Source organism: Streptomyces prunicolor, assembly GCF_045162825.1.
GTDB classification, from domain to species: Bacteria; Actinomycetota; Actinomycetes; order Streptomycetales; family Streptomycetaceae; genus Streptomyces; species Streptomyces prunicolor.
Map to the genome: position 1 here is coordinate 6,123,344 of NZ_CP108676.1, position 18,941 is coordinate 6,142,284.

An 18,941-nucleotide genomic window follows, 5' to 3' on the forward strand; every position below is an offset into this window, starting at 1 on the left:
ACAGGCCCCGCACACCGCAGCCGTAGGCCCTATTTGGCGTCGGCGTAGCACTGAACCACCGCCACCGTGAACGGAAACCGCACCGGCGTCTCCCCGAACGTCAGCCGCCCGGCGAGGTCGGCCGCCTCCTGTATCGCGGCGGCCACGGCCGGGGCCTCGTCCTCGGGGCAGTGCACGATCACCTCGTCGTGCTGGAAGAAGACCAGCTCGGCCGCCAGCTCCGTACAGGACCGCCGGAGCGCGGCCAGCATCAGCAGGGCCCAGTCGGCCGCGCTGCCCTGGACGACGAAGTTGCGGGCGAAACGGCCCCGGGCGCGGGAGTTGGTGGAGGCGTAACCGGGCACCCAGCCCTGATCGGCGGGGGCCGTGACCGGATCGTCCTGGGGGATGCCCGCCTCCTCCGCCGCGTCCTCACCCCCGGCCACCGGCGGGCAGGTCCGCCCCAGCCAGGTCCGCACGAGCCGCCCCTCCTCGCCCGCCTTCGCGGCATCGTCGACGTACGCCACCGCCTTGGGGAACCGGCGTCTGAGCGCGGCGAGGTTCTTGAGGCCGTCGCCGGAGGTCTGGCCGTAGACCGCGCCGAGCACGGCGATCTTGGCCTGGTCGCGGTCGCCGGAGAAGGCGCGGTCGGACACGGACTGGTAGAGGTCGGTGGCGCGGCCGGCCACCTCCATCAGCCCGGGGTCGCGGGAGATCGCGGCGAGCACCCGCGGTTCCATCTGGTCGGCGTCGGCGACGACGAGCCGCCAGCCCGGGTCGGCGACCACGGCCCGCCGGATGATCTTGGGGATCTGCAGCCCGCCCCCGCCATTGGTGACCCAGCGCCCGGTGACCGTCCCGCCGGCGAGGAACTCCGGCCGGAACCGCCCGTCCCGCACCCAGTCCTGGAGCCAGGACCAGCCGTGAGCGACCCAGATCCGGTACAGCTTCTTGTACTCCAGCAGCGGCTTCACGGCCGGATGGTCGAGGGACTGGATCTCCCAGCGCCGGGTGGACCTGACCTTGATCCCGGCTTCGGCGAAGGCCTTGACCACGTCGGCCGGCAGATCGGGCCGCACCCGTCTCCCGAAGGCGGCGGACACCTCGTCGGCCAGCTCGGCGAGCCGCCGCGGCTCACCCCCGCCCGCGTACCGCTCGCCCAGCAACTCGTGCAGCAGCTCCCGATGCACATCGGCGCTCCAGGGCAGCCCCGACCGGTTCATCTCGGCGGCGACCAGCATCCCCGCCGACTCGGAGGCGGTGAGCAGCCGCATCCGGTCGGGGTGGGTGGTGGCGTCGTGCCGCCGCTGCTGCTCGGCGTACACGGCGAGCAGGTCGGCCAGCGGGAGGTGGACGCTCTGCGGCTCGAAGAGCGAGGGCTGCGCGCCCGGTTCGGCGGCCCGCTGCGGCGGATCCGGCGGTACGGCCCCGCCGCGCAACCTGGCCAGCGCGGCGGCGGCCGACCTGGGCTCACCGTGCCGCCCCTCGTGCCCGAGCAGCAGCGTCTCGGCGTCCTCCACGTCGTAGCACCGCTCCACCCGCACTCCCGCGGCGAGCAGCACCGGATACACCTCGGCCGTGGACCGCCACACCCACCGCCCCACGTCAGGTCGCCGACGCACGGCCTCGACTAGATCCGTCTCCCGCCCCACCGCCCCCACGGGCAGCCCGTCAGGACCGAGGGCGGCGACCTCCGCACCACCGCCCTCGGCCGGAGCGAGCGCCCAGCGATCGGTCATGTCCGCGAGTGTGGCAGGCGGCACTGACAATCCCCGTGACCTGCGGATCGGCCCCCTCCTGCGGCTCAGTCCTGCAGCGCGTGCAGCATCTCGGAGATGTGCCGTTCGGAAGTGGGCTTGTCGATGCCCAGGCCGTTCAGCACGCCCTCGCCGTTCTCGTGCTCCAGGAGGGCGAGCAGGATGTGTTCGGTGCCGATGTAGTTGTGGCCCAGGCGCAGGGCCTCGCGGAAGGTGAGTTCCAGGACCTTCTTGGCGTCGGGGCCGTAGGGGACGAGGTCCGGAACCTCGTCGGCGGCCGGCGGGAGCGCCGCGGTGGCCGCCTGGCGTACGGCGTCCAGCAGGACCCCCTGCCTGGTGATCGCCTTGCCCGCCAGGGCGTCCGGTTCGGCCAGCAGACCGAGGACCAGGTGCTCGGGGCGGCCCTCGGGGTTGCGGGCGGCGACGGCCTCGTTGTGCGAGGCCATGACCACGTTGCGGGCGCGCGGGGTGTACCGGCTGAACCCCTGACTGGGATCGAGGTCCGCCGACTCCTTCGCCACGAACCGCTTCTGCGCCGCCTGCCGAGTGACGCCCATGCTCTTGCCGATGTCCGTCCAGGAGGCACCGGAACGCCGGGCCTGGTCCACGAAGTGCCCGATCAGATGGTCGGCCACGTCGCCCAGGTGGTCGGCGGCGATCACCGCGTCCTGGAGCTGGTCGAGCGGTGCGGGGTGGACCTTCTTGATGGCGTCGATGAGGTCGTCGAGACGTACGGATGAGGTGACGTTCGGGTTGGTCGTCATGTGTCAACCGTAGGTTGACAGTGCGGTACTGTCAACCCGCGGTTGACACCTGTTCGACCGGCCCCCGCCCTGCTCGCCAACGCGTCGGCCAGGGAGGGGAGTTGGTGGGGCGCAGGCATCCACTCCACGACGTCCATCCAGCCACGGGTCGCCCAACACCCCCAACCCTGCCGAGAGTTGGTTATCCACAGGGTGTGGATGAGCAAGCTCCTCCGGCACCCGCGAAGGGAGCGCAGCGGCGAGGCCCGGCCGGCGCCACCTCGTCCACGGCCACTGTCCCGCACCTCGCCCCCCACCACCCCATGACACGATCAAGACGTGAGCAGCTCGACCAACCCCGACAACCCGGCCAACCCCGTGGAGCGCGCCTTCGAGGCCGCCCTGTACACCGACACCCACGACGCCCTCGACGCGGGCGCCTCGATCCTCGCCGCCGACCCCGCCGCGGACCCCGAACTCGATCGCCGTGGCCGTGAGTTCGTCGCGGCGGCCTGGCGGCGCGGGTGGCAGCCCGCGGATGTCGTACGGCTGGTCCGGCGGGAGTTGGACGACGTACACGTACGGATCGTCTCGGCGCTGATCCGCGCGCAGGCGCCGGACGACCGGGCGCGCGGCCCCCGGTGGACGGCCCAGCTGGACGAGCTTGCCGTCGCCGCGCCGCCGCCCCGCACGGACCGTTTCACGCACGCCACCACCGTGCTGGAGCTGTACCGCCTGCTGTTGCGGCTGCCGAGCCTCGAACCCCTCGACGAGCACGCACCGAAACGGCACGAGAACCGTCGGCCCGCCTCCCGCATGCTCACCCGGATCCGCGCGCTGCTCGCGAAGGCGGAGGCGACCGGGTTCCCGGAGGAGGCGGAGGCGCTGAGCGCCAAGGCGCAGGAGCTGATGGCGCGGCACAGCATCGACGAGGCGCTGCTCGACGCGCAGGCGCCGGCGAAGGACGCGCCCGGCGCGTGCCGGATCGGGGTCGAGGCGCCGTACGAACAGGCGAAGGCGGTGCTGCTGGACGCGGTCGCCGGTGCGAACCACTGCCGGGCCGTGTGGAACGAGGCCTTCGGGTTCTCGACCGTCGTCGGCTTCGAGGGCGATCTGGAGGTGGTCGAGCTCCTCTACACCTCGCTCCTCGTACAGGCCACGACCGCGATGACGCGGGCGGAGGCGGCCCAGCGCGCGGGCGGCCGCCGGCGGACCAAGACCTTCCGGCAGTCCTTCCTCGCGGCCTACGCCCACCGCATCGGGGACCGGCTGGCGCGGGCCGCCGGGACGCAGATGACCGACGACCTGCTCCCGGTGCTCGCCACCCGCGAGGTCGCCGTCACCGACTGCGTCGACGCGATGTTCCCGGAGACGACCACGACCCGCCTGCGCGGGGTCACCGACGAGGCGGGCTGGACACAGGGCGCCGAGGCGGCGGACCGGGCCCAGGTCAGGGCCCGGCCGCCACTGGACTGACGAGCTGTCTTGAGCGAGCGGGGTCAGTCGCCGGCCTGGGTGAAGGCGCTGACCGAGGCGTCCGAGTCGCTCGCGGAGGTCTTGCCCTGGACGGGGCCGTACGACCACTTGTAGCTCGCGGTGTCGCTGCTGCCGGGCAGGGTGATGACCAGCTTGGTCGCGGCCAGGCTCAGCTTGCCGCCCGCCGCGCCGCGTACGTAGGTGATGGTGAAGGACGCCGCGTCGCCCTTGGCGAGCGTCAGCTTCTGCGCCTTGGCGCCCTTCTGTGTGGCGAGGGCGACCTTGGTGCCGCCGCCCTCCAGGGAGGCGCCGGCGAAGCCGTCCAGAGTGCACGGCTTGCTCTGGTTGGTGAGCGAGACGGGAACCTCGCCCGTGTCACCGGCGGACGGTGCGGTACTGGCGGGCCCGACCTGGACGCCGACTCCGTCGAACGAGCAGGCGGAGCCGTTCTTGCTGTCACTGTCCGAGGAACCACCGCCGCTGCCACTGTCGCAGGCGGTCAGAAGCAGAGCCGACGCGAGTGCGGCGACGGCGAGGGGAATGGTGCGCATGAGGGGATCATCCCGCACGGAACCCCACTCCGCTGACAGGCCTATGCCTCAAGGGGTACTACTTCAGGGCTACGCCAGGTCTACGACCCCAAGTTCGCCGTCGGCAGCTCCGACGGCCACTTGTCGCCCTCCGCGTGCGTGTACGTCTCCTTGCCGAGACTCCCCGACCAGGTGACCGCGAGCCCCGACTTGCTGACGGAGCCGATCATTCCGGTGGCCCGGGTCTTGCTGCCGTCCGTGCACTTGAGGTGGATCATCTGCATACCCGCCTCCTCACCGGCGGTCCCGCTGCACACGTTCCCGCTGGTGGTGAAGAGCCCGGCCTGCTTGCCGGTGATCACCAGGGCCACCGCCTTGCCGTCGGTCGTGGCGAGCCAATTGCCCTGCAGCCCGTCGGACGCGGCCGACGGGCTGCTGCTGCCGGAACCTCCCGAATCCGCCGTCGCGGTCGAGGTCGAGGTCGCCGAAACACTCGGCGTCGACGACGAGGCGCCGTCCTTGGAATCCCCGCCACTGCACGCGGTCAGCACGAGCGCGCCCGCCAGACCGGCGACAGCGCCCACGATCCGCACCGTCGACACCTTGGACACGGTCGACGCCTTCCGCATGGTCGACACCTTGGACACCTTCGAACTCGCCGTAGTCACTGGTAGCTCCCAAGTCGTAGCCGGACGGCCGCCCGGTCGGCCTTGGCCGGAACGACCGGAGCAAGCTACCAGGGGCTACCAGGAGGATTTGCGGACGCCGGGTAGGTATCCGCTGTGAGCCTGTCCGCGCAGGTTCACCCGGGACAGCCCGAAGGCACGGAAGTAACCGCGGGGCCGCCCGTCGACCTGGTCGCGGTTGCGCACCCGGGTGGCGCTGGCGTCACGCGGCTGACTCCTCAATTCCCGCTGGGCGGAAGCCCGTTCGGCCTCCGTCGAGCCGGGCCGCCGAATGATCTCCTTCAACTCGGCCCGGCGCGCCGCGTATCGCGCGACCACTCGCTGCCGCTGCTCGTTCTTCGCGATCTTGCTCTTCTTCGCCATCAGATCCGCACCCCCCGGGCGCGGATCCGGGCCACGGCCGCCTCGACGCCGATCGTGTCGACGGTCCTGATCCCCTTGGTGCTCAGTCGCAGCCGTACGTAACGGCCCTCGCCGGGCAGCCAATAGCGCTTGGACTGGATGTTCGGGTCGAAGCGGCGCGAGGTGCGCCGGTGGGAGTGGGAGATGCGGTTGCCGAAGCCGGGCTGTGCGCCGGTCAGCATGCAGTGGGCGGACACGAGTGACGTACCTCTCCTCGATCGGGGCCGTAGCCGGTGCTGCTAATGGAATTCATTTTCAGTAAGGTATCAGCATGGCTCGCAACGAACTCCGCCCGGTCATCAAACTCAGGTCCACGGCCGGCACCGGCTACACCTACGTGACCCGCAAGAACCGCCGGAACAACCCCGACCGCCTGACCCTGCGCAAGTACGACCCGGCCGCCGGCCGCCACGTCGACTTCCGAGAGGAGCGCTGACCGAGATGCGCGAGAACATCCACCCGCCCTACGGCCCCGTCGTCTTCCGGGACCGCGCCGCGAACCACGCCTTCCTCACCCGCTCGACGATGACGAGCGCGAGGACGATCGAGTGGGAGGACGGCAACACGTACCCCGTCGTGGACGTCGAGATCTCGAACGTCAGCCACCCCTTCTACACCGGCACGGCCCGCGTCCTGGACACGGCCGGCCGCGTGGAGCGCTTCGAGCGCCGGTACGGGAAGCAGGCCTGACCGTGTCCGACCTCTCCGTCGCGATCGTCGCCGGCCTGCACGCCGACGCCCGCAGAGCGACCGTCGCCCGCCTCCTCCACGACGTCCCCGGCAGCGTCGTACTCCACCACGACCTCGCTACGGCGACTGCCGGCACCGTCGTCCGTACGATCAGGGACGCCACGGGCATCCTCGACGCGGGCGAGACCCCGTTGGTCAACGACTGCGCGTGCTGCGCCCTGCGCGAGGACCTGGTCCCGGAACTGCGCCGACTGGCCGCGGCCGGCCAAGTCACCCTCGCCGTCGTCGAGTTGTGGGACTCCGTGGAGCCCAAGGCGATGGCCGAGGTGATCACGTCCGGCGGCCTCACGGTCACCGGCGTCATCACCGCCGTAGACCCGGCCCTGCTCCTCCCGTACCTGGCCAATGGCGACGACCTCGCCGAAGCCGGCCTAGCGGCGGCGGCCACGGACGAACGCACGATCGCGGACACCTTCGCCCGCCAACTGGAGTACGCCCCCGTCCTCACCGTCCTCGACTCGCCCGAAGCCGACGACGAAGACCGCGAGCTACTGGCCCAGTTGCACCCCACGGCCCGCCAAGTACCGGTCGGGGGCGGCGACTTGCCGAGGAGCAGAAGTATCCAGGGCGCCCGCGACACCCCGGCGAACCACACCCTGCCCTTGCGCGGCGACCGGGCGATCCCCGCATCGCCTCCGCGCGACGACCCGGCCAACCCCGCCCACACCCCGGCACACGCTCCCACCTCGCCCACCCCCAACCCCCCAGGGGCGCGGGGAACTGCGCGACCAGCCCCCACCGACCCGCACCCGGCAAACAACCCGAACAACCCACCCCCACGCAGCGTCCTCGCCCACGCAGCCCTCGCCGGCTTCGACGTAGAGGCCGCAGCCGCCGCCCAACACCCCGCCTGCGCCCTGCTCCCCGTCGAGGCGGACGCGCACGGCGTGACCACCCTCGTCTGGCATCGGCGCCGCCCCTTCCACCCGGAGCGGCTGTACGCGGCACTTGAGTACATCACCTGTGCCGCAGCCCGGAGTCGCGGGCGGTTCTGGCTCGCGGACAAGCCCGACTCGTTGCTGCACTGGGACGCGGCCGGGGGTGCGCTGTGCGTCGAGAGTGCGGGACCGTGGCTCGCCTCGTTGCCGGACGCCGCCTGGGAGTTGGTGCCGCCGGTGCGTCGGGCCGCCGCCGCGCTCGACTGGCATCCGGAGCACGGGGACTGCTGTCAGCACCTCGTGTTCACGTCTCCCGGCCTCGACCGCGACGGGCTCGAACTGCTCCTGGAGTCCTGCCTGTTGACCGACACCGAGTACGCCGCGGGCCGTAGCGCCTGGAAACGCATCCCGTCCGCCTTCGACACCCTTCTGGAGATCTGACCGTGCACCGCAAGCCCGACCTCAAGTCCGCGCGCCGGCCTGCCAAGTCCCGCCGTAATCCGTTGGAAGCGGCCGGAGTCACGTACATCGACTACAAAGACACCGCGCTGCTGCGGAGCTTCGTCTCCGACCGTGGCAAGATCCGCAGCCGACGGGTCACCGGCGTATCGGCGCAGCAGCAGCGGCAGTTGGCGGCTGCGATCAAGAACGCCCGGGAGATGGCATTGTTGCCGTACTCGACCCGATAGCCGCCCGGATGGAACACAAGGGCCCTCGTACACGTCTTCCCTAGTACATGTCCTGCCCGGTCCTGGGCAGACGCTGGAACGGCATCGGTAAAGCGGTCGTCAAAGCTGTAACCGGAGGACCACACCCCGTGCACGTGCATCTGCTCATGCATCTGCACATGAACAGGGCTATGATCCGGAACAGTTGACCACTGCATCAATGGCCACACCAGCCAGTGCACAACCGGGAGCGACCTGTGGACCACCGCGTTGACAGCGTGTACTTGGGGTTCGACGTGTACAACGGCATGGCTGCCACGCAGCTGGACGGAGTGGCCTGGCAGAAGAGCCGGCACAGCAACTCGCAAGGGTCCTGCGTGGAGTTCGCGCGGCTGCCCGGCGGAGACGTCGCCGTACGCAACTCGCGCTTCCCCGACGGCCCGGCGCTCGTCTACACCCGCGCCGAGATCGAGGCGATGCTCCTGGGCATCAAGGACGGCGAGTTCGACCACCTGACAGCGGGTTAGCGCTCCGACCTGCCCACGCGACGGCAACGCGCGTAGAACCGCGGCCCGAAAAAGAGCCGCGGTTCCTCACGCGTTGTTCTGTGCCGGTTCGTCCTGCAGGCGGAACAGCGCCCAGACCACCTTGCCGCTGAGCGTCCCCGCCAGCGGGTGCCAGCCCCAGCCGTCGGCGAACGAGTCGACGAGGAACAGGCCGCGGCCCGACTCCGCCGAGAAGTCCTCCGACTCGCAGGCGATGGGACTGTCGTGACTGGGGTCGCGCACGGCGCACACCAGCCGCTCGGTCCAGCGCATCAAGTGCAGCCGTACCGGCGGGTTCTGCTCCGGGACGCGCGGGGTGTTGGCCGGCAGCGCGTGCCGCAGCGCGTTGGTGACCAGTTCGGAGACGACCAGGCAGACGTCGTCGAAACGGTCGCCGATGTCCCACTGGTCGAGTGTGCGACGGGTGAACTGCCGTGCCTCGCGCACCGCTTCGTAGCGGGCGGGCAACGCACAAGAAGCGGCACTGGACACGGCGGACGGGTCCAGTGGCGGAAGGCCCTGCCGTAACGGCTCGAGCATGGTCGATCCATTCGTCCCCATGCGAGGCACTCCCGGGAATTCGCGGTCGTTGCGATGCAGCGGTGGCGCGAGACCATGGTTTCGGATGCGTACAGCAGATGCAAGGGCAGATGCACGTGCAGCTGACCGAATTGGACCCTCCCGTACCGCTTGTTGGCCATTTTTTCCACCAACTTCACGCCGTTCTCGCGCTCCGGCCTTGCTTCTTCCTGATGTCTTCCTGACAACTTCCTGTGAACAGGCGTCCCTTCTTTCCATTTCTGTAATCGAACGAGTACTGCTCGAAGTGTTTTAGTGGCAGACTGCGGCCCCTGAAGACGGTTGGGGAGGCTGGCGAACGTGAGCGCGGGAGAGCCCGGATCGGTGGTGCGGCGGATGCTGCTCGGCTCGCAACTCAGGCGACTGCGGGAAGCACGTGGGATCACCCGGGAGGCCGCGGGGTACTCGATCCGCGCTTCCGAATCCAAGATCAGTCGCATGGAACTGGGGCGAGTGAGCTTCAAGACCCGGGATGTAGAGGACCTGTTGACGCTGTACGGCATCACGGACGAGGCGGAGCGCATCTCACTCCTCTCCCTCGCGAAGGAGGCCAACGTAGCGGGCTGGTGGCACAGTTACTCGGACGTCCTGCCCAGTTGGTTCCCCACCTATGTGGGCCTGGAGGGCGCCGCCTCCCTCATCCGTGTCTACGAGGTGCAGTTCGTCCACGGACTCCTCCAGACCGAGGCCTACGCCCGCGCGGTCGTCCGGCGCGGCATGAAGGGCGCGAGCGAGGCGGACGTGGAGCGGCGGGTGGCGCTGCGACTCGAACGGCAGAAGTACCTGGTGAACGAGAACGCGCCGGACTTCCACATCGTCCTGGACGAGGCCGCCCTGCGCCGCCCGTACGGCGACCGCGAGGTGATGCGCGGTCAGTTGCAGCATCTGATCGAGGTCTCCGAGCACCCCAACGTCCGCCTCCAGGTGATGCCGTTCGGCTTCGGCGGTCACGCGGGCGAGTCCGGTGCCTTCACGATCCTGTCGTTCCCGGAGTCGGACCTCTCGGACGTCGTCTATCTCGAACAGCTCACCAGCGCGCTCTACTTGGACAAGTCCGAGGATGTGGCCCAGTACGAGAAGGCGCTGAAGGAGCTTCAGCAGGACAGCCCGGGCCCGGACGAGAGCCGGGATCTTCTTCGGGGACTGCTCCAACTCTCTTGAAACACAAGTACGATGACGTGTGATCAGACCGTGATGATCGTGAGGGATCGCCCGGTCTGCTGTTGATCGTGTCTGCAACTGATCGTGTCTGCTGACGATTTGAGCGATTGAGGGATCACATGTCGTCCTACTTCACCGACCTGGCTCAGCAGTACATCGACGGTGAGTGGCGCCCGGGCACCGGCTCCTGGGACATCATCGACTTCAACCCGTACGACGGCGAGAAGCTCGCGTCGATCACCATAGCCACGGTCGACGAGGTCGACGAGGCGTACCAGGCGGCCGCCCGCGCCCAGAAGAAGTGGGCCGCGACCAACCCCTACGCCCGCCGTGCCGTGTTCGAGAAGGCCCTGCGGATCATCGAGGACCGCGAGCAGGAGATCTCCGAGGTGATCGTCGCCGAACTCGGCGGCACCTTCCTGAAGGCCGGCTTCGAGCTGCACCTCGTCAAGGAGTTCCTGCGCGAGGCGATCCACCTCGCGCTGCGCCCCCAGGGCCGGATCATCCCCTCGCCGGTCGACGGCAAGGAGAACCGCGTCTACACCGTCCCGGTGGGCGTCGTCGGCGTGATCAGCCCCTTCAACTTCCCGCTGCTGCTCTCCCTCAAGTCGGTAGCCCCCGCACTGGCGTTGGGCAACGGCGTGGTCCTCAAGCCGCACCAGAACACCCCGATCGTCGGCGGCTCCCTGGTCGCGAAGATCTTCGAGGACGCGGGCCTGCCGGGCGGTCTGCTCAACGTCGTCATCACGGACATCGCGGAGATCGGCGACGCGTTCATCGAGCACCCGATCCCGAAGGTCATCTCCTTCACCGGCTCCGACAAGGTCGGCCGCCACGTCGCGACCGTCTGCGCCTCGCAGTTCAAGCGCGCGGTGCTCGAACTCGGTGGCAACAGCGCGATCGTGGTCCTCGACGACGCCGACATCGACTACGCGGTCGACGCGGCGGTCTTCAGCCGCTACGTCCACCAGGGCCAGGTCTGCATGGCGGCGAACCGTGTCCTGGTCGACCGGTCGATCGCCGACGAGTTCACCGAGAAGTTCGTCACCAAGGTCAAGTCCCTCAAGGTCGGCGACCCGCGCGACCCGCAGACGGTGATCGGCCCGGTCATCAACTCCCAGCAGGCGGACGCCCTTTCGGGTGTCGTCGAGCAGGCGATCGCCGAGGGCGCGACGGCTCTGGTCCACGGCACGACCACCGACAACCTGGTCGCCCCCTCGGTCCTCACCGACCTGCCCGCCGACTCGGACCTGCTCCGCCAGGAGGTCTTCGGCCCGGTCGCCTTCCTCATCACGTTCGACGGCGAGGAGGAGGCCGTGAGCATCGTCAACGACACGCCGTACGGTCTCAGCGGCGCCGTCCACACCGGTGACATCGAGCGCGGCGTGAACTTCGCCAAGCAGATCGACACGGGCATGTTCCACGTCAACGACGGCACCGTCCACGACGAGCCGATCGTCCCCTTCGGCGGCGAGAAGGCCTCCGGTCTGGGCCGCCTCAACGGCGAGTCGATGCTGGACGCGTTCACCAGCCTGAAGTGGATCTCGGTGCAGCACGGGCGGAGCGGGTTCCCGTTCTAGTCAGGTGCTTCCGGTTCCAGGCATGTGCGTTCGGTTCTGGACATGTGCTTTCTGCGGGCCATTGAGGACAGAAGCTGACCTCGATGGCCCGTAGCTTCGTCGGTGTCGGGCAGGGGGACACGCTCCCTGCCGGTATCGGCGAAAGGCGACGGTCATGGTCACGCACGTACCCGCAGAGGCGCAGGGCGACGAGCGCGGGGCGCTGCTCTCGTTCATCGAGGAGCAGCGGGGCGGTATCCGCAGGGCGCTGCTCGGGCTGACCGAGGAGCAGGCCGCGAGCAGGCCGAGCGCGAGCGAACTCTCCCTCTCCGGGCTGCTCAAGCACTGCGCCGAGGTCGAGCAGGGCTGGATCGCGCGGGCGAAGCAGGAGCCGCCGGCGGTTCAGCGGGACGAGACCAACTGGCACGAGAACTTCCAACTGGTCGACGGCGAGAGTGTCGAGTCGCAACTCGCGTACTGGGAGAAGGTCGCCGCCGAGACCGAGGCGTACATCCGCTCGGTGCCCAGCCTCGACGAGACCTTCCCGCTGCCTGACCAGCCCTGGTTCCCCGAGGGGAGTGTCTCCGTGCGGTGGGTGTGCCTGCACCTGATCCGTGAGACCGCCCGGCACGCCGGTCACGCCGACATCATCCGCGAGTCCCTCGACGGCGCCACCGCGTTCGAGCTGGTCGCGAAGGAGCGGGGTACGACCGGGGGCTGACCTGGCGGGTTCTACGCTGAGCCCATGTCAGCGATCCGTCTCCTCGTGCTCAACGCCGTGCGCCAGCACGGCCGGGCCCACGGTTATCAGGTGCGCAACGACCTGGAGTACTGGGGCGCGCACGAGTGGTCCAACGCCAAGCCCGGTTCGATCTACCACGCGCTGAAACAGCTGGCCAAGCAGGGTTTCCTGCATGCCCACGAGATCGCGCCGTCCACTGTCGGGGGTCCGCCCCGGACGGAGTACGAGATCACCGACTGGGGCACCGAGGAGTACTTCCGGCTGCTGCGCGAGGCGCTGTCGTCGTACGACCAGCAGATGGATGTGAAGTCGGCCGCCATCGGGGGCATCGTCGACCTGCCTCGGGCCGAGGTGGTGGCGCTGCTCCAGGAGCGCACCCGGGGGATCGCCCAGTGGCGGGCCTCGGTCACCGAGTACTACATCCCCGAGGGAGGCCCCGAACCGCTGGGCCACATCGGCGAGATCATGAACCTCTGGATCCACACGGCCGATGCGGAGGCCGCGTGGACCCAGGGGTTGATCGACCGCATCGAGGGCGGGGCGTACACCTTCGCGGGGGAGGGTGCGCCGTTCGTCGGTGTCCTGCGGGACGACGAGGAGAACCCGTACGCGACGGGGGAGCGGCATCCCGGGGACGCTCGCTGATCAAGTCCACTAATCAAGTTTGACTAATGCCTTCGGTGGCGTTACCTTCGATGTCTTCGGGTGAGTAGTCAAACTTGACTAGCGAGGGAGTGTTCAGTGGCCGACGCGGCGATCATCGTCGAGGACGCGCACAAGACGTACGGGGGTAAGAAGGGCCGGAAGGCTGAGGGGGCTCAGGGGGGCGACGGCTCCAAGGGGGTCAAGAAGGCGTTGGACGGGCTCGATCTGCGGGTCGCGCGCGGCACCGTGCACGGGGTGCTCGGGCCCAACGGCGCGGGCAAGACCACTCTGGTCCGTGTTCTGTCCACCCTGTTGCGGCCCGACTCGGGGCGTGTCGAGGTCGCGGGGTACGACGTGCTGAGCGAGGCTCGCGCGGTTCGGTTTCGTATCGGGCTGCTCGGTCAACATGCGGCGCTGGACGAGGAGTTGGGTGGTCGGCAGAATCTGGAGATGTTCGGCCGGCTCCATCATCTTGGTGCCCGTCGCGCGCGTGTGCGTGCCGATGAGCTTCTGGAACGTTTCGACCTCGCCGACACCGGTCGTAAGCCGGTTCGCGCCTACAGCGGGGGTATGCGGCGTCGGCTGGATCTCGCCGCGTCGCTCGTCACCGCGCCGGAGATCCTCTTCCTGGACGAGCCGACTACCGGCCTCGATCCGCGCGGGCGTGCCGAGGTGTGGTCGGCGGTCCGTTCCCTGGTCGGTGGGGGTACGACGGTTCTGCTCACGACCCAGTATCTGGAGGAGGCCGACCAACTCGCCGATCGGGTCTCGGTAGTTGACCGGGGGCGCGTCATCGCCGACGGCACCCCGGACGAGCTGAAGTCCCGTACGGGCGGTGACCGTATCGACGTCGTTCTGCGTGACGCGGGTCAACTGGGCGCTGCTGTCGCCCTGTTGCCGTTGCCTGCGGCCGACGTTCGGGTCGATGCGGATCGGCGGCTGCTCAGTGCGCCGGTCTCCGACCGGATGGTGGCGCTCTCCGGGGTCGTACGGGCGCTGGAGGAGGGCGGGATCGATGCCGAGGATGTGGCGTTGCGGCGGCCGACCTTGGACGAGGTGTTTCTGCATCTGACGGGGCACGGTGACGGGGCGGATGCGGGCGATCGTGCGAACGTGAAGGAGGCCGTGTGAGTGCCTACGCTCTGACCGATTCCTGGACCATGACGCGGCGTGAACTCGCGCACTGGGCGCGGCAGCCCGTGCAGGTGGTGGTGAGTCTTGTTTTCCCGGTGATGCTGCTGTTGATGTTCGGGTATCTGATCGGTGGTGGGCGGGCGGTCGAGGGCGACTACGTCGACTACCTGGTGCCTGGGATGCTTGCGCTGACCATGGCCTTCGGGCTGGAGGGCACGATGCTCGCCGTCACGCAGGATCTCAACAAAGGGGTGATCGACCGGTTCCGGTCGATGCCTATGGCTGACGGGGCTGTTCTGGTGGGGCGTTCGGCTGCTGACATGTTGCAGTCGGCGATCGGGCTGGTCGTGCTGATCGGGGTCGGGCTCGGGCTCGGTTGGCGGCCGCATGCCGGGCCCGGTGAATTCCTGGGCGCCGTGGGGCTGTTGCTGCTCTTCCGGTTCGCCATGTTGTGGGTCGGGATCCAGTTGGCGCTGGTGGCGGGGCGGCCGGAGATGGTGCAGGCCGTGCAGATTCTGGTGTGGCCGGTCGGGTTTCTGTCCAATGCGTTGGCTACGCCTGCTGCCATGCCTGGGTGGCTGGGCGTGGTTGTTCAGTGGAATCCGATGTCTCAGACCGCTACGGCCGTACGTGAGCTTTTCGGTGGGCCCGGGGGCGAATCGGGGCACGTTTGGGCCGCTGTGGTCTGGCCGGTGGGTTTGCTGGTGGTGTTCTTTCCGCTGGCGGTGCGGCGGTTTCGGGGGCTTGGGGGGTGAGTTGTCGGGTGCGGGCCGGTGGGGGCTGGTCGCGCAGTTCCCCGCGCCCCTAGGTGGTGTGGGGTGCGGCTTTGTGTCTCAGTGCGGGTTTGTGGGTGGTTCGCCTGAGGTGCGTTGTGGGGCGGCGCCGCGCCGGGGGGTGTCCGTCCTCGGATTGGCGCGGGGACCGGCATTCACCGACTTGCCCGTGTTGACGCGCCAACCGCTGCGGGCGGACATCCCCCGACACGGCACCTTCTCGCCGTACGCGGGTGGCGGTCCGCCCACCTGCCGGCCGCTCCGGCCTCCGCTCGTCTAGTGGTGGAAGCCGGTTGCCGCCTGTTTGTCGCGGGTCAGGGGGTATGGCTGGTTTCGTAGTTGGGGGAGCAGCAGGCTCAGGTCTTCCAGGAACAGTTCTGCGAGGTCTGCCGAGAAGCCGTTGCGGCATACGATCCGGAGGACCGAGAGGTCCTCGCGGTTCGCCGGGAAGGTGTACGCGGGGACCAGCCAGCCGCGCTCCCGTAGGCGGCGGGAGACGTCGAACACGTCGTACGCCGTGACGTCGGGGCCTGTGGTGAAGGCGAAGACCGGCAACTCGTCGCCCCGGGTGAGGAGTTTGAAGTCGCCGAGGGCTTCGATGCGGTCGGCCAGGCCGCGGGCCACTTCCCGGGTGGACTGCTGTACCGCGCGGTAGCCCTCGCGGCCCAGGCGTAGGAATGTGTAGTACTGGGCGACTACTTGGGCGCCGGGGCGGGAGAAGTTGAGGGCGAAGGTGGGCATGTCGCCGCCCAAGTAGTTGACGCGGAAGACGAGTTCCTCCGGGAGGGCCTCCTTGTCGCGCCACAGGGCCCAGCCGACGCCCGGGTAGACCAGGCCGTACTTGTGGCCCGAGGTGTTGATCGAGGCCACGCGCGGGAGGCGGAAGTCCCAGATCAGGTCCGGGTCCAGGAAGGGGGCGACCATGGCGCCGGACGCGCCGTCCACGTGGACCGGGATGTCGAGGCCCGTGCGTTCCTGGAGCGCGTCGAGGGCGGCGCACAGGTCGGCGATCGGCTCGTAGGAACCGTCGAAGGTGGAGCCCAGGATGCCGACCACGCCGATCGTGTTCTCGTCGCAGAGTTCTGCGGCGGCCTGGGGGTCCAGGTGGAAACGGTCGCCCTCCATGGGGACTTGGCGGGCCTCGACCTCCCAGAAGTTGCAGAACTTCTCCCAGCAGACCTGGACGTTGATCCCCATCACCAGGTTCGGGCGGGCGGCCGGGTAGCGGTCCTTGTTGCGTTGCGTCCAGCGGCGCTTCAGGGCCATTCCGGCGAGCATGCAGGCCTCGCTGGAACCGGTGGTCGAGCAGCCCACCGCGGCTGAGGGATCCGGTGCGTTCCACAGGTCGGCGAGCATGGCCACGCAGCGTTTCTCCAGCTCCGCGGTGCGGGGGTACTCGTCCTTGTCGATCATGTTCTTGTCCCGGCACTCCGCCATCAGGACGCCGGCTTCCGGCTCCATCCAGGTGGTGACGAAAGTCGCCAGGTTCAGGCGGGAGTTGCCGTCCAGCATCAGCTCGTCGTGCACCAGCTGCACGGCCGTCATCGGCGGCAACGGCGTTTCCGGGAGCCGGTGTTTGGGCGGGGCCTCGGTCATGCCGCCGACCGGATTGGCCTCTCCGTAGAAGGGGTTCACGGACATGGGGCGCTCGTCCGGCTGCTCGGGACCTTTGTGCAACGGCATGGGCGTGCCTCCGATAAGGATCAAAAGAACCAACGGGTACTAGCGAACCGGAGTTCCGTCCGCGCGCAACTGCATCTGCGGTCTCCCGGTCACCAACAGCCAGGCCGGCAGCGAGCCGATGCAGAGAAGGGCGAGGATCGCCGGGGAGGCCACCAGGATCGCGGCCGTGAACAGGCTCACCCAGCCTTGTCGGGTGATCGCCAGGAGCATGCCCAGGACGCCTGCGGCGACCGCGAGTGCCGGGTCCACGGCCGGTACGACCGCGTGGGCGAAGAGGCCGAACGCGACGCCGATGAAGACGGAAGGGAAGATCCGGCCGCCCCGGAAGCCGCAGGACGCGGCGACCAGCAGTGCCGCGAGTTTCACGACGGTCATCGTCGCGAACTGTCCCGCCGACCAGCCCTCGGGATCGGCCGCCAGCTCCCCGACCTCGTCCAGCCCCTTGAAGAGCGTCAGATGGCCGCCCAGGGCCGCCAGAAGGCCCAGGACCAGTCCACCGGCCGGCAGCGTCAGCATGGGGTGTTTGAGGCGGGAGAAGGCGCCATGGGCGTACGGGAAGAGGTAGACGGCCGCCATGCCGAGCGCCGCTGCCAGCGGCGGCAGCACCAGGACGGTCAGCAGATCGCCCCAGCCGGGCCTGCCGAACGCGGGCAGATGCAGGTCGAAGGTCGGATGGGCCACCAGGGTGGTCGTCATGGCACCCGCCCCGGCCGCGGCGAGCGGCGCGAACACGTTGTCCCACAGCGCGCCCTTGGTGTTCCGCGCGGCCAGCGCCTCCGAGATGAGCAGCGCCGCCGCGACCGGCGTCCCGAACAGCGCCCCGATCGTCGCCGACTCGGCCAGCACCCCCCACACCCCGCCCGGCACCCGCGGAGCCAGCCTGCGCCCCGCCCACAGCGCGAGCCCCACGTTCACGGCGATGATCGGGTTCTCGGGACCCAGGCTCGGCCCGCCCGCGAGCATCAGCGCGGTCGCCAGGACGAGGCCGGGCAGTACCCCTGGGGGCAGCGGTACGGCCTCCAGGCCGGTGGTCGCCGGATCGGGACCCGCGTGCCCGGGTACCTTCCACACCACCAGCCCGACCACCATCCCGGTGGCCGTCAGCATGACGAGCATCCAGAGGACCGAGTAGCGGCCGATGCCCAGGGCGTCGGGGAGGTTCTTCCAGAGCACGTGCTGGAGCTGTTCGGCCGCCTCGCTGACCCCGATGAAGAGCAGACTCGCGAGCACGCCCACGACCAGAGCGGGGACGATCAACGGCAGCAGGGTGCGCGCCGGGGTCGTAGGGGCGGCTGGTGCCTGTTGCGCGCTGTCCTGGGCCACGGGCTCACCATAAGCGGGCAAAACGGACCAAACATCTTGAGAATGCGAGCACTACGGGGCCGTGAGGCTTGCACCTCACGTGGCGTGAGGCCTCAGCGTGGAGCGCGGACACAAGAAGGGAACGGAAAGTGAGCTACTCCGTAGGACAGGACTCCTACTCCGTAGGGCAGGTCGCCGGGTTCGCCGGGGTCACCGTGCGCACGTTGCACCACTACGACGACATCGGCCTGCTGGTCCCGAGCGAGCGCAGCCGCGCGGGTCACCGGCGATACGGCGACGCCGACCTCGACCGGCTGCAACAGATCCTGTTCTACCGGGAACTCGGCTTTCCGCTCGACGAGGTCGCGGCCCTGCTCGACGACCCGGAGACGGACCCGCGCGCGCATCTGCGCCGCCGACACGAGCTGTTGACCGCCCGGATCGAGAAGTTGCAGAAGATGGCCGAGGCCGTGGAGCACGCCATGGAGGCACGCACTATGGGCATCAACCTGACCCCCGAGGAACGCTTCGAGGTCTTCGGCGACAAGGACCCCGAGCAGTACGCCGAAGAGGCCGAACAGCGCTGGGGCGGCACCGAGGCCTACGCCGAGTCCCAGCGCAGGGCCGCCCGCTACACGAAGGCCGACTGGAAACGCCTCCAGGCCGAGGTCGACGCCTGGAGCGAGCGCTACGCCGGCCTGGTGACCACCGGTGAACTCCCCACGGCGGAACGGGCGATGGACCTCGCCGAGGAACACCGCCTGCACATCGACCGCTGGTTCTACGAGTGCTCCTACGAGATGCACACCTGTCTCGCCGAGATGTACGTCTCCGACGAGCGGTTCAAGGCGTTCTACGACGCGATGGCCCCGGGACTGGCCGAGCACCTGAGGGACGCGATCCTGGCGAACGCGTCCCGTCACAGCTCCTCCTAGGGGCCTGGCCCGGG

At 69.2% G+C, this 18,941-nt stretch carries 22 protein-coding genes; 13 read left to right on the forward strand and 9 right to left on the reverse strand.

What is annotated here, in order from left to right:
• Positions 1-29: 29 nt before the first annotated feature.
• Together OG588_RS28115 and OG588_RS28120 are read right to left on the reverse strand one after the other, a co-directional pair.
• Positions 30-1,718: a bifunctional 3'-5' exonuclease/DNA polymerase gene (locus OG588_RS28115; protein ID WP_405949726.1), complete on the reverse strand. Its 1,689-nt coding sequence runs from the start codon at positions 1,716-1,718 to the stop codon at positions 30-32.
• Between the two features lie 65 nt (positions 1,719-1,783).
• A complete protein-coding gene (locus tag OG588_RS28120; RefSeq protein ID WP_405949727.1) occupies positions 1,784-2,500 on the reverse strand; it encodes a Clp protease N-terminal domain-containing protein in 717 nt (238 codons plus the stop codon).
• A gap of 318 nt (positions 2,501-2,818) precedes the next feature.
• Here OG588_RS28120 and OG588_RS28125 point away from each other — a divergent pair, with 318 nt between their 5' ends.
• Positions 2,819-3,955, forward strand: a complete 1,137-nt coding sequence (locus OG588_RS28125) for a DUF2786 domain-containing protein (protein WP_405949728.1) — start codon at positions 2,819-2,821, stop codon at positions 3,953-3,955.
• Positions 3,956-3,978: 23 nt separating this feature from the next.
• Here the strand turns inward: OG588_RS28125 and OG588_RS28130 are convergent, their stop codons facing one another.
• The 4 genes from OG588_RS28130 to rpmB form a co-directional block, all read right to left on the reverse strand.
• Positions 3,979-4,506, reverse strand: a complete 528-nt coding sequence (locus tag OG588_RS28130) for a DUF4232 domain-containing protein (RefSeq protein ID WP_405949729.1) — start codon at positions 4,504-4,506, stop codon at positions 3,979-3,981.
• Positions 4,507-4,586: 80 nt separating this feature from the next.
• Positions 4,587-5,114, reverse strand: a complete 528-nt coding sequence (locus OG588_RS28135; RefSeq protein ID WP_405949730.1) for a hypothetical protein — start codon at positions 5,112-5,114, stop codon at positions 4,587-4,589.
• A 114-nt stretch (positions 5,115-5,228) separates the two neighbouring features.
• The gene (gene rpsN, locus OG588_RS28140) at positions 5,229-5,534 is read right to left on the reverse strand and encodes a 30S ribosomal protein S14 (protein WP_405949731.1); all 306 of its coding nucleotides are present in this window, start codon (positions 5,532-5,534) and stop codon (positions 5,229-5,231) included.
• A complete protein-coding gene (gene rpmB / locus OG588_RS28145) occupies positions 5,534-5,770 on the reverse strand; it encodes a 50S ribosomal protein L28 (RefSeq protein WP_019064301.1) in 237 nt (78 codons plus the stop codon). Before rpmB ends, rpsN begins: the two co-directional genes overlap by 1 nt.
• Before the next feature lie 74 nt (positions 5,771-5,844).
• Here rpmB and rpmG point away from each other — a divergent pair, with 74 nt between their 5' ends.
• The 5 genes from rpmG (at position 5,845) to OG588_RS28170 (ending at position 8,396) form a co-directional block, all read left to right on the forward strand.
• Positions 5,845-6,009 carry a 50S ribosomal protein L33 gene (gene rpmG, locus OG588_RS28150; protein WP_327402261.1) on the forward strand — a complete coding sequence of 55 codons (165 nt, stop codon included), beginning with the start codon at positions 5,845-5,847 and terminating at the stop codon, positions 6,007-6,009.
• A 5-nt stretch (positions 6,010-6,014) separates the two neighbouring features.
• Positions 6,015-6,263, forward strand: coding sequence for a type B 50S ribosomal protein L31 (locus OG588_RS28155; protein ID WP_366098453.1), 249 nt, complete (start codon positions 6,015-6,017; stop codon positions 6,261-6,263).
• A 2-nt stretch (positions 6,264-6,265) separates the two neighbouring features.
• Complete coding sequence (locus tag OG588_RS28160; RefSeq protein ID WP_405949732.1) at positions 6,266-7,642, forward strand: GTP-binding protein; 1,377 nt, start codon at positions 6,266-6,268, stop codon at positions 7,640-7,642.
• Between the two features lie 2 nt (positions 7,643-7,644).
• A complete protein-coding gene (gene rpsR, locus OG588_RS28165) occupies positions 7,645-7,890 on the forward strand; it encodes a 30S ribosomal protein S18 (RefSeq protein WP_366098451.1) in 246 nt (81 codons plus the stop codon).
• Between the two features lie 287 nt (positions 7,891-8,177).
• Complete coding sequence (locus OG588_RS28170; RefSeq protein WP_405953234.1) at positions 8,178-8,396, forward strand: DUF397 domain-containing protein; 219 nt, start codon at positions 8,178-8,180, stop codon at positions 8,394-8,396.
• A gap of 66 nt (positions 8,397-8,462) precedes the next feature.
• On the opposite strand, the gene OG588_RS28175 is transcribed toward OG588_RS28170, so the two are convergent.
• Positions 8,463-8,954, reverse strand: a complete 492-nt coding sequence (locus tag OG588_RS28175; protein WP_052347186.1) for an anti-sigma regulatory factor — start codon at positions 8,952-8,954, stop codon at positions 8,463-8,465.
• 375 nt (positions 8,955-9,329) lie between these two features.
• On the opposite strand from OG588_RS28175, the gene OG588_RS28180 reads away from it, so the two are divergent.
• From OG588_RS28180 to OG588_RS28205, 6 genes are all read left to right on the forward strand, one after another.
• Positions 9,330-10,154 (forward strand): helix-turn-helix transcriptional regulator, encoded by an 825-nt coding sequence (locus OG588_RS28180; protein ID WP_052347188.1) that lies wholly within the window; start codon positions 9,330-9,332, stop codon positions 10,152-10,154.
• A 119-nt stretch (positions 10,155-10,273) separates the two neighbouring features.
• Entirely contained in the window at positions 10,274-11,734 is a 1,461-nt protein-coding gene (locus tag OG588_RS28185) for an aldehyde dehydrogenase family protein (protein WP_405949733.1), read from the forward strand.
• Between the two features lie 154 nt (positions 11,735-11,888).
• The gene (locus OG588_RS28190) at positions 11,889-12,434 is read left to right on the forward strand and encodes a DinB family protein (protein ID WP_405949734.1); all 546 of its coding nucleotides are present in this window, start codon (positions 11,889-11,891) and stop codon (positions 12,432-12,434) included.
• A 24-nt stretch (positions 12,435-12,458) separates the two neighbouring features.
• Entirely contained in the window at positions 12,459-13,100 is a 642-nt protein-coding gene (locus tag OG588_RS28195; protein WP_405949735.1) for a PadR family transcriptional regulator, read from the forward strand.
• 96 nt (positions 13,101-13,196) lie between these two features.
• A complete protein-coding gene (locus OG588_RS28200; RefSeq protein ID WP_405949736.1) occupies positions 13,197-14,231 on the forward strand; it encodes an ATP-binding cassette domain-containing protein in 1,035 nt (344 codons plus the stop codon).
• A complete protein-coding gene (locus OG588_RS28205) occupies positions 14,228-14,989 on the forward strand; it encodes an ABC transporter permease (RefSeq protein ID WP_405949737.1) in 762 nt (253 codons plus the stop codon). Before OG588_RS28200 ends, OG588_RS28205 begins: the two co-directional genes overlap by 4 nt.
• Before the next feature lie 294 nt (positions 14,990-15,283).
• Here OG588_RS28205 and OG588_RS28210 read toward each other — a convergent pair whose 3' ends face one another.
• Positions 15,284-16,690, reverse strand: coding sequence for a glutamate decarboxylase (locus OG588_RS28210; RefSeq protein WP_405949738.1), 1,407 nt, complete (start codon positions 16,688-16,690; stop codon positions 15,284-15,286).
• Positions 16,691-16,729: 39 nt separating this feature from the next.
• Positions 16,730-18,013, reverse strand: coding sequence for an ion channel protein (locus tag OG588_RS28215; RefSeq protein WP_405949739.1), 1,284 nt, complete (start codon positions 18,011-18,013; stop codon positions 16,730-16,732).
• 128 nt (positions 18,014-18,141) lie between these two features.
• Here OG588_RS28215 and OG588_RS28220 point away from each other — a divergent pair, with 128 nt between their 5' ends.
• A complete protein-coding gene (locus OG588_RS28220; RefSeq protein ID WP_405949740.1) occupies positions 18,142-18,927 on the forward strand; it encodes a MerR family transcriptional regulator in 786 nt (261 codons plus the stop codon).
• Positions 18,928-18,941: the final 14 nt, after the last annotated feature.

What these genes read in the sequence shown, in the direction of transcription:
- OG588_RS28185 (WP_405949733.1), top strand. Translation starts at nt 10,274, where the DNA reads ATGTCGTCCTACTTCACCGACCTGGCTCAGCAGTACATCGACGGTGAG.
- OG588_RS28180 (WP_052347188.1), top strand. Translation starts at nt 9,330, where the DNA reads ATGCTGCTCGGCTCGCAACTCAGGCGACTGCGGGAAGCACGTGGGATC.
- OG588_RS28130 (WP_405949729.1), bottom strand. Translation starts at nt 4,506, where the DNA reads ATGCGCACCATTCCCCTCGCCGTCGCCGCACTCGCGTCGGCTCTGCTT.
- rpmG (WP_327402261.1), top strand. Translation starts at nt 5,845, where the DNA reads ATGGCTCGCAACGAACTCCGCCCGGTCATCAAACTCAGGTCCACGGCC.
- OG588_RS28120 (WP_405949727.1), bottom strand. Translation starts at nt 2,500, where the DNA reads ATGACGACCAACCCGAACGTCACCTCATCCGTACGTCTCGACGACCTC.
- OG588_RS28190 (WP_405949734.1), top strand. Translation starts at nt 11,889, where the DNA reads ATGGTCACGCACGTACCCGCAGAGGCGCAGGGCGACGAGCGCGGGGCG.
- OG588_RS28175 (WP_052347186.1), bottom strand. Translation starts at nt 8,954, where the DNA reads ATGCTCGAGCCGTTACGGCAGGGCCTTCCGCCACTGGACCCGTCCGCC.
- OG588_RS28135 (WP_405949730.1), bottom strand. Translation starts at nt 5,114, where the DNA reads ATGCGGAAGGCGTCGACCGTGTCCAAGGTGTCGACGGTGCGGATCGTG.
- OG588_RS28170 (WP_405953234.1), top strand. Translation starts at nt 8,178, where the DNA reads ATGGCTGCCACGCAGCTGGACGGAGTGGCCTGGCAGAAGAGCCGGCAC.
- OG588_RS28155 (WP_366098453.1), top strand. Translation starts at nt 6,015, where the DNA reads ATGCGCGAGAACATCCACCCGCCCTACGGCCCCGTCGTCTTCCGGGAC.
- rpsN (WP_405949731.1), bottom strand. Translation starts at nt 5,534, where the DNA reads ATGGCGAAGAAGAGCAAGATCGCGAAGAACGAGCAGCGGCAGCGAGTG.
- OG588_RS28115 (WP_405949726.1), bottom strand. Translation starts at nt 1,718, where the DNA reads ATGACCGATCGCTGGGCGCTCGCTCCGGCCGAGGGCGGTGGTGCGGAG.
- OG588_RS28210 (WP_405949738.1), bottom strand. Translation starts at nt 16,690, where the DNA reads ATGCCGTTGCACAAAGGTCCCGAGCAGCCGGACGAGCGCCCCATGTCC.
- OG588_RS28195 (WP_405949735.1), top strand. Translation starts at nt 12,459, where the DNA reads ATGTCAGCGATCCGTCTCCTCGTGCTCAACGCCGTGCGCCAGCACGGC.